Genomic DNA, 12,547 nt, shown 5'->3' on the forward strand with positions numbered 1-12,547 from the left:
CATGGAGATCGACATGACCACGCTGAGGCTGCTCGAGCGTGAGCGGGACATCAGCCTGGACGTGCTGGTCGAGGCGATCGAGTCGGCGCTGCTGTCCGCCTACCACCGCACGCCCGACGCCTACGTCAAGGCGCGCGTCGAGGTGGACCGCCGCTCGGGCCACGTGACGGTGTGGGCGCGCGAGGAGATCCGCACCCCGGACCCGTCCGACCCGGAGGGCCGCCCGCTCGTCGAGCTCGGCCCCGAGTTCGAGCACACGCCGAGCGACTTCGGCCGCATCGCCACCGCCACGGCCCGCCAGGTCATCGTCCAGCGCCTGCGCGACGCCGAGGACGACCAGGTGCTCGGCATGTTCCGCGGCAAGGAGGGCGAGGTCATCTCGGGCGTCATCCAGCAGGGCCGCGACCCGCGCGTCGTCATGGTCGACATCGGTGGCACGGAGGCCGTGCTGCCGCCGCACGAGCAGGTGCCCACCGAGGAGTACGTGCACGGCGAGCGCCTGCGCGCCTACGTCGTCGAGGTCGCCCGCGGCGCGAAGGGTGCCCAGGTGACCCTGAGCCGCACGCACCCCGGCCTGGTCCGCAAGCTCTTCGAGCTCGAGGTCCCGGAGATCGCCGACGGCTCGGTCGAGATCACGGCGATCGCCCGCGAGGCGGGGCACCGCTCCAAGGTCGCCGTGCGCTCGCGCGTCCAGGGCCTGTCGGCCAAGGGCGCCTGCATCGGCCCGATGGGCGCCCGCGTGCGGGCCGTCATGACGGAGCTGCACGGCGAGAAGATCGACATCATCGACCACTACGACGACCCGGCCAGGTTCGTCGGCGAGGCGCTCTCCCCGGCGCGCGTGACGTCGGTCACCGTCGTCGACGAGGACGCGCGCGCCGCACGCGCCGTCGTGCCGGACTACCAGCTCTCGCTCGCGATCGGCAAGGAAGGGCAGAACGCCCGCCTGGCCGCGAAGCTCACCGGCTGGCGGATCGACATCCGCTCCGACGAGGCCGTCGACCCGGCACCCGCGGCGGGTGCCGACGCCTCGTGACGGAGGCGGGCCGGACGTCGTCGTCGTCGGTCCCGGTGCCCGGGAAGTCCCCGGTGCGCGCTAGACTGTCGGCGACCGGGCCGCGCGCCCAGGATCCTGCACATTCCCGCACCCCCTCACCGGCACCCGCTGCCGGCCCGGTGCGCACGTGCGTCGGATGCCGGGAGCGTGACCTGCGGTCGGCACTCCTGAGGCTGGTCCTCGTGCCGGACGCCGGACCCGAGGAACCTCGGGTCGTGGTGGACGAGCGCAAGGCCCTGCCAGGGCGCGGCGCCTGGGTCCACCCCACCACCGCGTGCCTGGACCTCGCCGTCCGACGGCGGGCCGTGCCGCGCGCTCTGCGCGTGACCGCCCCGCTGGACCTGACGCGTGTCCGGGAAAGCCTGGAGCGCTGACCGATTCCCGACCGGGGCCCGAGCCCCGGCCGCACCACGTGTACGTCGAGAAGGAAGCGGGTTCGAAGCCGATGGGCACCCGATGAGTCCCCAGCGATGAGTACTCAGTACTAACGACGGTCCACCCTGTCCCGGGGAGGGCCGAGACAGGAGAGATGTGGCGAAGGTCCGCGTGCACGAGCTTGCCAAGGAGCTCGGCGTGACTAGCAAGGCCCTGCTGGATGATCTGAAGTCCGCAGGAGAGTTCGTCCGGTCGGCGTCGTCGACGCTGGAGGCACCGGTCGAGCGCATGATGCGCGAGAAGCACAAGAGCAGCGCTGCGCCCGCGGCGGCGCCTGCTGCTCCTGCGCCGAAGGCTGCGGCTCCGGCCGCTCCCGTCCCGACGCCGGCCCGTCCGGCTCCCGCGCCCCAGGCTGCGGCTCCCGCGGCTCCGGCCGCGGCGGCTCCCGCCGCCCCGGCTCCGGCCCCCGCGCCTGCCCCGGCCCCCGCGCCGGCTGCGCAGGAGGCCCCGGCCGCTCGCCCGGCACAGCCGCGTCCCGCGGGCACGCCCGCGCCTCGCCCGGGTGCCCCGCGCCCGGCTGCGGCCCCGAGCGGTGACCGTGGCGGTCGTCCGTCCGGCCCCGGCGCCCCGCGCCCGGGCAACAACCCGTTCGCCTCGTCGCAGGGCATGCCCCGTCAGGGCGGTCGCCCCGGTGCCGGCGGTGCCGGTGAGCGCACCCCGCGTCCGGGCAACAACCCCTTCGCGACCAGCCAGGGGATGCCGCGCCCGGGCCAGCGCCCCGATCGTGACGCAGCCCGCAACGACAACGCTCCCGCGGCTGCGGCCGGTGCCGGCGAGCGTCCGGGCGGTCCCCGTCCCGGTGGTCCCCGTCCGGGTGGCCCGCGTCCCGCGGCGCCGCGTCCCGGTGGCGGCCCGCGCCCGAACCCGGGCATGATGCCCGGCCGCACCTCGATGCCGCGTCCGGGCGACCGCCCGGCCGGTGCGGGCGCGGGCGCCGGTGGTCGTGGTCGTCCCGGCGGTGGCGGCGGCTACGGCGGCCGTCCCGGTGGTGGCGGTCCCGGCGGCGCGCCCGGTGGCGGCGGCGGTTTCGCCGGCCGTCCCGGTGGCGGCGGCGGTCGCCCCGGTGGTGCCGGTCGTGGTTCCACGCAGGGTGCGTTCGGCCGTGCAGGCGGTCGTCCGGTCCGTGGGCGGAAGTCGAAGCGTGCGAAGCGCCAGGAGTTCGAGGCGATGCAGGCGCCGTCGCTGGGCGGCGTGTCCGTCCCGCGCGGCAACGGCTCGACCACGATCCGCCTGCGTCAGGGCTCGTCCCTGAACGACTTCGCCGACAAGATCGACGCGAACCCCGCGTCGCTCGTCACGGTGCTGTTCCACCTCGGTGAGATGGCCACGGCGACGCAGTCGCTCGACGAGGCGACGTTCGGCGTCCTCGGCGAGGAGCTGGGCTACAAGATCGAGATGGTCTCGGCCGAGGAGGAGGACCGCGAGCTGCTCGGGGCCTTCGACATCGACCTGGACGCCGAGCTCGAGGCCGAGGGCGACGAGGACCTGCAGCCGCGTCCGCCGGTCGTGACCGTCATGGGTCACGTCGACCACGGCAAGACCAAGCTCCTCGACGCCATCCGTCGCACGGACGTCGTCGCGGGCGAGGCCGGTGGCATCACGCAGCACATCGGTGCGTACCAGATCCGCACGGAGCACGAGGGCGTCGAGCGCGCCATCACGTTCATCGACACCCCGGGTCACGAGGCGTTCACCGCCATGCGTGCCCGTGGTGCCCAGGTCACGGACATCGCGATCCTCGTGGTCGCGGCCGACGACGGCGTGATGCCGCAGACCATCGAGGCGCTCAACCACGCCCAGGCGGCCGGTGTGCCGATCGTGGTCGCGGTCAACAAGGTGGACAAGGAGTCGGCGAACCCGGCGAAGATCCGCCAGCAGCTCACCGAGTACAACCTGGTGGCCGAGGAGTACGGCGGCGACACCATGTTCGTCGACGTCTCGGCGAAGAACCGCATCGGCATCGACAGCCTCCTCGAGGCCGTCCTGCTCACCGCGGACGCCGCGCTCGACCTGCGCGCCAACCCGGACAAGGACGCGCGCGGTGTCGCGATCGAGGCCAACCTCGACCGCGGCCGCGGTGCCGTGGCCACCGTCCTGGTGCAGTCCGGCACGCTCGAGGTCGGCGACGCGATCGTCGCGGGCACGGCCCACGGCCGTGTGCGTGCGATGTTCGACGAGCACGGCGAGTCCGTGACCGCCGCCGAGCCGGCGCGCCCGGTCCAGGTGCTGGGTCTGTCGTCGGTGCCGAGCGCCGGTGACACGTTCCTGGTGGCCCCGGACGAGCGCACCGCCCGTCAGATCGCCGAGAAGCGCGAGGCCGCCGAGCGTGCCGCCCTCCTGGCCAAGCGCCGCAAGCGCATCAGCCTCGAGGACTTCACCAAGGCTCTCGAGCAGGGCAAGGTCGAGACCCTCAACCTCATCCTCAAGGGTGACGTCGCGGGTGCGGTCGAGGCCCTGGAGGACGCGCTGCTCAAGATCGACGTCGGCGACGAGGTGTCGCTCAACGTCATCCACCGCGGCGTCGGTGCGGTCACGCAGAACGACGTGAACCTGGCCACGGTCGACTCGGCCGTGATCATCGGCTTCAATGTCAAGTTCGGTGAGCGCGTCGAGCAGCTCGCGGAGCGCGAGGGCGTCGAGGTCAAGTTCTACTCGGTCATCTACCAGGCGATCGAGGACGTCGAGGCGTCGCTCAAGGGCATGCTCAAGCCGGAGTTCGAGGAGGTCCAGCTCGGGACCGCGGAGATCCGCCAGGTCTTCCGTTCCTCGAAGTTCGGCAACATCGCCGGTTCGATCATCCGCTCGGGCACCATCCGACGGAACTCGAAGGCGCGCGTCATGCGCGGCGGCAAGGTCGTCGGGGACAACCTGACGATCGACTCGCTGCGCCGCGAGAAGGACGACGTCACCGAGGTCCGCGAGGGCTTCGAGTGCGGTATCGGTCTCGGGTCGTACAACGACATCACCGAGGGCGACATCATCGAGACGTTCGAGATGCGCGAGAAGCCGCGCAGCTGACAACGTCTGACCTACGACGGCGGCCCGGGAGTCCTCTGGACGCCCGGGCCGCCGCCGTCATAACGCAGAAAGGAACGGTCATGAACGCCGAGAACCCGCGTGCCAAGCGGCTCGCCGACCGCATCAAGGTCATCGTCGCGCAGCTGCTCGACACCCGGATCAAGGACCCGCGCCTCGGGTTCGTCACCGTCACCGACGTCCGGGTGACGGGCGACCTCCAGCAGGCGTCGGTCTTCTACACCGTCTACGGCTCCGACGAGGAGCGCGCCGGCACGGCCGCCGCGCTCGAGAGCGCCAAGGGCCTGGTCCGCTCCGAGGTGGGCAAGCAGACGGGCATCCGCCTCACGCCGACCATCGAGTTCCACCTCGACACCGTCCCGGAGACGTCCGCGCACCTCACGGCGGCTCTGGACGACGCCCGACGCCGGGACGCCGAGCTCGCCTCGCTGCGCGCCGGAAAGTCCTACGCTGGCGATGCGGACCCCTACCGCAGACCGCACGAAGAGGAGGAAACGGACATGAGCGAGCCCCAGTTCGACGAGACCGCCGGCTTCGCGGGGTACGACGACGCCGAGCGGAACGCCCAGCCTGGCGCGGGTGCCGTGATCGAGAAGCTCGACGACGCGGCCGGCTTCGCCGGCTACGACGACGAGCGCTGAGGTGTCGCGGCCTGCCCAGCGTGACGACGCCGCGGGGGCCCGGCCCCCGCGGCGTCCCACTGCCGCCGACGGGTTCGTCGTCGTCGACAAGCCCGCCGGGTGGACGTCGCACGACGTCGTCGGCCGGGTCCGCCGGCTGGCGGGCACCCGGAAGGTCGGCCACGCCGGAACGCTCGACCCCATGGCCACGGGCGTGCTCGTGGTCGGCGTCGGGCGGGCCACCAGGCTGCTCACGTACGTCGTCGGCGCCGACAAGGCGTACGACGCGACCATCCGCCTCGGGGTCGGAACGACGACGGACGACGCCGAGGGCGAGCCCACGGCGACCCCGGGCTACCTGCCGTCGGACGTGACCCGTCCGCCGTCGGACGCGCCCGCTGCGTCGTCTCCCGCGGAGTCGCAGGACCCGGTCGGCGACGAGATCCGCGCCGCGGTCGCCGACCTGACCGGCGACATCCTCCAGGTCCCCACCTCGGTCTCGGCCATCAAGGTCGACGGCAGGCGCGCGTACGCGCGGGTCAGGGCAGGGGAGGAGGTCGAGCTCAAGGCCCGGCCCGTCACGGTCAGCGAGTTCACGGTCCACGCCGCGCGCCGTGCGGAGGCCGACGGCGTGCCCGTCCTCGACCTCGACGTCACCGTCGTCGTGTCGTCCGGCACGTACGTGCGCGCCCTCGCGCGCGACCTGGGCGCCGCGCTCGGCACCGCCGGGCACCTCACGGCCCTGCGCCGCACGCGGGTCGGCGGCCACACGCTCGACCAGGCCCGCACCCTGGAGGCGATGGAGGCGCAGGCCGACGCCGACGGCACGCTCGCCACGATCCCGATGGCCCAGGCGGCGGCCGCGGACCTGCCAGTCCGCGAGCTCACCGACGACGAGACGCGTGACCTGGGCTTCGGCCGCTGGGTGGCCCCGAGCGGCCAGCAGGGCACGGTCGCAGCCGTGGCACCGGACGGCGCCCTCGTCGCGCTCCTGGAGGACACGCGACGCCAGGGCCAGCCCTGGGCGAAGCCGGTCCTGGTGCTCGCCCCGGCGGTGTGACCAGGACGAGCTCGCAGGTCGCTGTGACCTTGCGCACAGCGGCGGGTGAAGTCCGCTCAGGCGCCGCCCAGGCTCTCGATCGGCGGTCGCGCCGCTGCTAGGAAACTGCCCATGGCAGACGCAACGGCGCAACGCAAGCCTCTCGGCATGTTCCGACGGCACAAGGTCCTGACGACGGTGGGCGGCACGGCGGCGCTCGTCGTCGCGCTGAGCATCGGGAGTGCCCTCGGCGGCGACGACGCGGCCGCGGTCGCCGCCGTCGTCGAGCAGACCCAGACGACGTCGGCGCGGATCACCACCGCGTCCGAGAACCTCCGCGCGACGCTGGCGGAGGCGCACGCCGCGGCCGACCAGGAGGGCGGGGACGCCGATCCCGTCGCCCGCGCGTCGCTGCTCGCGGCGATCGACGCGGCAGAGGCGACCGTCGCCACGCCGCTCGCGCCCCCGACGACGGACATGTCCCTGAAGGAGGCGCAGACGGCACGCGCCGCCGCGGTCGCGCTGCTGGCCGGTCTGGGCAGCGCCGGCGACGACGTGCGCGCCGCGAGCGAGGCCGTGAACGCCGCGGCGGGCAAGGCGGTGGCCGAGAAGAGAGCGGCAGAGCAGGCGGCCGCAGAGCAGGCTGCTGCGGAGCAGGCTGCTGCTGAGAGGGCCGCGGCGGAGAAGGCGGCCGCGGAGAAGGCCGCGGCGGAGAAGGCGGCCGCTGAGAAGGCTGCTGCTAGCAAGGCCGCTACCGACAAGGCCGCGGCCGACAAGGCTGCGGCGCAGAAGGCTGCAGCCGACAAGGCCGCCTCCGAGAGGAAGGCCGCCGACGACGCTGCGGCCGTGCAGGGATCCGGCTCCTCGGGCGAGGGCAAGTCCTCCTACGCGAACTGCGCCGACGTCTGGGCGACCATCGGCCGTCCGATCCTGCCGACCGACCCTGGCTACACCAGCGGTCACGGCAAGCTCGACGGGAACAGCGACGGCGTGGGGTGCGAGAAGCGCCCCTGAGGCACCAGGGGTTCGTGCGCAGGACTCGCCGGGCCCTGCCGCCCGTTGCGTACCCTGGGACGACGTCGACAGTCGTCGGCGAGCAAGCACGAACCGAGGAGCACGCGCGTGCAGGTGTGGCATGACCTGGGCCAGGCCGCGGAGGCCTTCGCCGCCGGGGTGGGGCAGGACGGGCACACGTCGTCGGTCGTGACGATCGGCAACTTCGACGGCGTGCACCGCGGGCACCAGGCCGTGCTCGGCCGCGTCGTGGGCCTGGCCCGCGCCGACGGTCGCGCCGCGGTGGCCGTCACGTTCGACCCGCATCCCGCGCAGGTGCACCGGCCCGCGGACGCGCCCGCGCTCCTGACGGGCCTCGCCGACAAGCTCGACCTGCTGGCGCGGACGGGCCTGGACGCCGTCCTCGTGGTCCCGTACACGCTCGACCTCGCCGACCTGACGCCGGACGAGTTCGTGACGCGCTACCTGGTCGAGGCGCTGCGGGCGCGCACGATCGTCGTCGGGCACGACGTGCGGTTCGGCAAGGGCAACAGCGGCACGCTCGCGACGATGGTCGAGCTCGGCGGCCAGCACGGCTTCGAGGTCGTCGCGGTCGATGACGTCGGCGTGTCCCGCCTGCGGACGCCGGGTGGCAGCGCCCGCTGGTCGAGCTCCGCGGGGCGGCTCCTGCTCGCGGAGGGCGACGTCGCGGGCGCCGCGGCGATCCTCGGGCGTCCCCACCGCCTGCGCGGCGTCGTCGTGCACGGTGACGCCCGTGGCCGCCAGCTCGGCTTCCCGACGGCGAACCTCGGCCGCATCAGCGGCATGGTCCCCGCCGACGGCGTCTACGCCGGCCGTCTGCTGCGCCCCACGCTCCCGCCGGACCACCCCGACCGGGTGCTGCCCGCCGCGGTCTCCGTGGGCACGAACCCCACGTTCGACGGCGTCGACCGCCGCGTCGAGGCGTACGTCCTCGACCGCGACGACCTCGACCTGTACGACGAGGAGGTCGTCGTCGAGCTCGTCGACCGGCTCCGCCCGACGCTGAGGTTCGACGGCGTCGACGCGCTCGTGCGGCAGATGCACGACGACGTCGACCGGGCGCGGGAGCTCCTGCGCTGACCCGTGGCCGCTGACCCGTGGCCGCCGTCCCGCGGCTGTGGACCGCGTCACACGGGTCGGGCCCTCCCGTCCGCGCTGGTAAGATGACCGGGCCGTATGACGGCCGCGGATCCAGAGCGCCCGGTGGAACAGCCCCGGTGCACCGCGCAACGACACCAAGGAGAGCCCTATGCCGCTCGACTCCGCCACCAAGAAGGCGATCATGACCGAGTACGCCACCCACGAGGGTGACACCGGCTCGCCGGAGGTGCAGATCGCGCTCCTCACGCAGCGCATCAAGGACCTGACGGAGCACCTGAAGGCCCACAAGCACGACCACCACTCGCGTCGTGGCCTGCTCCTGCTGGTCGGCCAGCGCCGTCGTCTCCTGGGCTACCTCCAGAAGATCGACATCGAGCGCTACCGCTCCCTGATCGAGCGCCTCGGCCTGCGCCGCTGACAACCTCATCACGCCATTCCGGCCCGGTCCCTCGCGCAGGGGCCGGGCCGGAATGGTGAGATGGTCCCTGCAGTACCCGAACGAATCACTCGCGCCGGGCCTCCGCCCGGTCCTCGGTAGTGGCCTCCCGACCGCCCCGCTCCTGCGGGCCTCGTCGGTGGGCCTCGATCGAAGACCGCCGGGGTCGGCGCCGTCGCTAGAGAAGGAGGGCACCCGTGGAGGGTCCCGAGATCCAGTTCGCCGAAGCCGTCATCGACAACGGCCGCTTCGGCACCCGCACCGTCCGCTTCGAGACGGGCCGCCTGGCCCGCCAGGCCGCCGGCTCCGTCGCCGCGTACCTGGACGGCGAGACGATGCTCCTGTCGGCCACGACGGCCGGCAAGCACCCCAAGGACCAGTTCGACTTCTTCCCCCTGACGGTGGACGTCGAGGAGCGCATGTACGCCGCGGGCCGCATCCCCGGCTCGTTCTTCCGCCGCGAGGGCCGCCCCTCGACCGAGGCGATTCTCGCCTGCCGTCTCATCGACCGCCCGCTGCGCCCCCTGTTCGTCAAGGGCCTGCGCAACGAGGTCCAGGTCGTCGTCACCGTCCTGGCGATCCACCCGGACGACGCGTACGACGTCCTCGCGATCAACGCCGCGTCGCTGTCCACGCAGATCTCCGGCCTGCCCTTCTCGGGCCCGGTCGCGGGTGTGCGCATCGCGCTCATCGACGGCCAGTGGGTCGCCTTCCCGAAGTACTCGGACAAGGAGCGCGCCGTCTTCGAGATGGTCGTCGCCGGCCGAGTCGTGACGGACGACGACGGCAGTGTCGATGTGGCGATCGCGATGATCGAGGCCGAGGCCACCGACGACGCCTGGAAGCTCATCCAGGAGGGCGTCCAGGCGCCGACCGAGGAGGTCGTGGCCGAGGGCATCGAGGCCGCCAAGCCGTTCCTGCGTGCGCTGTGCGAGGCCCAGGCCGCGCTCGCCGCCCAGGCATCCAAGGAGGTCCAGGACTTCCCGCTGTTCCCGGACTACCAGCCGGACGCCTACGAGGCCGTCGAGGCCGCCGGCGCCACGCGTGCCGCCGAGGCCCTGCAGATTGCCGACAAGCAGACCCGTGAGGGCCGCCTCGACGAGATCAAGGCCGAGCTGCTCGCCGAGCTGGGTGCCCAGCTCGAGGGCCGCGAGAAGGAGATCTCCGCCGCCTTCCGCTCGGTGCAGAAGAAGCTCATGCGCCGCCGCGTGCTCACCGAGCAGATCCGCATCGACGGCCGCGGCCCGCGCGACATCCGCACCCTGGGTGCCGAGGTCGAGGTGCTGCCCCGCGTCCACGGCTCCGCCATCTTCGAGCGCGGCGAGACCCAGATCCTGGGCGTCACCACGCTGAACATGCTGCGCATGGAGCAGCAGATCGACTCGCTCGGGCCGGTCACGCGCAAGCGCTACATGCACAACTACAACTTCCCGCCCTACTCGACGGGTGAGACGGGCCGCGTCGGCTCGCCGAAGCGCCGCGAGATCGGTCACGGCGCCCTCGCCGAGCGTGCTCTCGTGCCGGTGCTGCCGTCGCGCGAGGAGTTCCCGTACGCGATCCGCCAGGTGTCCGAGGCTCTCGGCTCCAACGGTTCGACGTCGATGGGCTCGGTCTGCGCCTCGACCCTGTCGCTGCTCAACGCCGGTGTGCCGCTCAAGGCCCCGGTCGCCGGCATCGCCATGGGCCTCATCTCCGACACCGTGGACACTGCCGACGGCCCCGAGCTTCGCTTTGTCGCGCTGACCGACATCCTCGGTGCCGAGGACGCCCTCGGCGACATGGACTTCAAGGTCGCCGGCACGCGTGACTTCGTCACGGCCATCCAGCTCGACACCAAGCTCGACGGCATCCCCGCCTCGGTGCTGGCCGGCGCGCTGACCCAGGCTCACGAGGCCCGTGTGACGATCCTCGACGTGCTCAACGAGGCGATCGACGTCCCGGACGAGATGTCCCCGAACGCCCCGCGCGTCATCACGGTGAAGGTCCCGGTCGACAAGATCGGCGAGGTCATCGGCCCGAAGGGCAAGATGATCAACCAGATCCAGGAGGAGACCGGCGCCGACATCTCGATCGAGGACGACGGCACGGTCTACATCGGCGCCACGGACGGCCCGTCCGCGGAGGCCGCGCGTGCGGCGATCAACGCGATCGCGAACCCGCACGTCCCGAGGTGGGCGAGCGCTTCGTCGGCACCGTCGTCAAGACGACGTCGTTCGGCGCGTTCATCTCGCTCTCCCCGGGCAAGGATGGCCTGCTGCACATCTCGCAGATCCGCAAGCTCGTGGGCGGCAAGCGCGTCGAGAACGTCGACGACGTGCTGTCCGTGGGCCAGAAGGTCCAGGTCGAGATCGGTGAGATCGACCCGCGCGGCAAGCTGTCGCTCGTGGCCGTGACCGAGGACGGCGACGCCGCCGAGGCTCCGGCCGAGGTTGCCGCCGAGGGTTCCGAGGCCTGAGCATGACGTGGCACCTTCCGCTCGTCGCCGCAGGCGAGCCGGGTGCCGAGCTGACCGCCGGGCAGGACGGGGCGACGATCCGTCGTTCCGTCCTGCCCGGCGGCGTCCGCGTGCTCACCGAGCACATGCCGGGCCAGCGCTCGGCGACCGTGGGCGCCTGGGTCGGCGTCGGCTCCCGTGACGAGGTCGACGGGCACTTCGGCTCCACGCACTTCCTCGAGCACCTGCTCTTCAAGGGCACCGCGCGCCGGTCCGCCATGGACATCGCCGAGGCGTTCGACGCCGTCGGCGGCGAGGCCAACGCCGCCACCGGCAAGGAGCACACGTGCTACTACGCGCGCGTGCTCGACACCGATGCCCCGATGGCGATCGACGTCATCTCCGACATGGTCACCTCCGCGCGCCTCGACGCCGACGAGCTCGAGACCGAGCGCGGCGTCATCCTCGAAGAGCTCGCGATGAACGACGACGACCCGTCCGACGTCGTGCACGAGGAGTTCTCGCAGGCCGTGCTCGGCACGCACCCGCTCGGGCGCCCCATCGGGGGCACGCCCGACACCATCAACGCCGTCCCGCGCGACGCCGTCTGGGAGCACTACCGCTGGCACTACCGCCCCGAGACCCTCGTGGTCGCGGCGGCCGGCGGCGTCGACCACGACACGGTGGTGGGCCAGGTGACCGAGGCCCTCGTGCACGGCGGCTGGTCGCTCGAGGAGGCCGTCGCGCCCCGTGAGCGGCGTGCCACCACCGAGCAGGTCGAGGGCGTCCCCACCGAGGGCATCGCGCTGTCGGTCCGTCGGCCCGTCGAGCAGGCCAACGTCATCGTGGGCAGCACGGGCCTGACCGCGACCGACGACCGCCGCTTCGCGCTGAGCGTGCTCAACGCCGTCCTGGGCGGCGGCATGAGCTCGCGCCTGTTCCAGGAGATCCGCGAGAAGCGCGGCCTGGCGTACTCGACGTACTCGTTCGCGTCCGGCCACGGCGGCCTCGGCACGTTCGGCCTCTACGCGGGCTGCGCGCCCGCCAAGGTCGACGTCGTCGAGAAGCTGCTCCACGAGGAGCTCGACCGGCTCGCGAGCGACGGCATCACCGCCACCGAGCTCACGCGCTCGGTCGGGCAGCTCTCGGGCGGGCTCGTGCTGGGCCTGGAGGACTCGGGCTCGCGCATGAGCCGCCTCGGCAAGGCCGAGCTGGTCTTCGGGGAGATCCTCAGCCTGGAGGAGTCGCTCGAGCGTATCCGCGCCGTGACCGCCGACGACGTGCGCGACCTCGCCGCGGACCTCGCGGGGCGCCCGCGCTCGGTGGTCCGCGTCGGCCCGTTCGGCGACTGACG

General features: G+C 72.9%; 9 protein-coding genes and 1 pseudogene. All 10 read left to right on the top strand.

Features of this window, described 5'->3' with window-relative positions; translation table 11 throughout:
- The first annotated feature begins 1 nt into the window (after position 1).
- Positions 2–1,036, top strand: a complete 1,035-nt coding sequence (gene nusA, locus ET471_RS11485) for a transcription termination factor NusA (RefSeq protein WP_129188461.1) — start codon at positions 2–4, stop codon at positions 1,034–1,036.
- Positions 1,037–1,239: 203 nt separating this feature from the next.
- The gene (locus tag ET471_RS18595; protein WP_242496260.1) at positions 1,240–1,431 is read left to right on the top strand and encodes a YlxR family protein; all 192 of its coding nucleotides are present in this window, start codon (positions 1,240–1,242) and stop codon (positions 1,429–1,431) included.
- Positions 1,432–1,588: 157 nt separating this feature from the next.
- The gene (gene infB / locus ET471_RS11495) at positions 1,589–4,510 is read left to right on the top strand and encodes a translation initiation factor IF-2 (protein ID WP_129188463.1); all 2,922 of its coding nucleotides are present in this window, start codon (positions 1,589–1,591) and stop codon (positions 4,508–4,510) included.
- 80 nt (positions 4,511–4,590) lie between these two features.
- Positions 4,591–5,169 carry a 30S ribosome-binding factor RbfA gene (gene rbfA, locus ET471_RS11500; protein ID WP_242496261.1) on the top strand — a complete coding sequence of 193 codons (579 nt, stop codon included), beginning with the start codon at positions 4,591–4,593 and terminating at the stop codon, positions 5,167–5,169.
- 1 nt (position 5,170) lies between these two features.
- Positions 5,171–6,208 carry a tRNA pseudouridine synthase B gene (locus ET471_RS11505; RefSeq protein ID WP_129188465.1) on the top strand — a complete coding sequence of 346 codons (1,038 nt, stop codon included), beginning with the start codon at positions 5,171–5,173 and terminating at the stop codon, positions 6,206–6,208.
- A 111-nt stretch (positions 6,209–6,319) separates the two neighbouring features.
- Complete coding sequence (locus ET471_RS11510; protein ID WP_129188467.1) at positions 6,320–7,201, top strand: excalibur calcium-binding domain-containing protein; 882 nt, start codon at positions 6,320–6,322, stop codon at positions 7,199–7,201.
- A 108-nt stretch (positions 7,202–7,309) separates the two neighbouring features.
- Positions 7,310–8,302: a bifunctional riboflavin kinase/FAD synthetase gene (locus ET471_RS11515; protein ID WP_129188468.1), complete on the top strand. Its 993-nt coding sequence runs from the start codon at positions 7,310–7,312 to the stop codon at positions 8,300–8,302.
- A 169-nt stretch (positions 8,303–8,471) separates the two neighbouring features.
- A complete protein-coding gene (gene rpsO, locus ET471_RS11520; protein ID WP_129188470.1) occupies positions 8,472–8,741 on the top strand; it encodes a 30S ribosomal protein S15 in 270 nt (89 codons plus the stop codon).
- A gap of 215 nt (positions 8,742–8,956) precedes the next feature.
- A pseudogene (locus ET471_RS11525) lies at positions 8,957–11,214 on the top strand (polyribonucleotide nucleotidyltransferase).
- A gap of 2 nt (positions 11,215–11,216) precedes the next feature.
- Positions 11,217–12,545 (top strand): M16 family metallopeptidase, encoded by a 1,329-nt coding sequence (locus tag ET471_RS11530; protein ID WP_129188472.1) that lies wholly within the window; start codon positions 11,217–11,219, stop codon positions 12,543–12,545.
- Positions 12,546–12,547: the final 2 nt, after the last annotated feature.

The organism is Xylanimonas protaetiae, from assembly GCF_004135385.1.
Classification (GTDB): domain Bacteria; phylum Actinomycetota; class Actinomycetes; order Actinomycetales; family Cellulomonadaceae; genus Xylanimonas; species Xylanimonas protaetiae.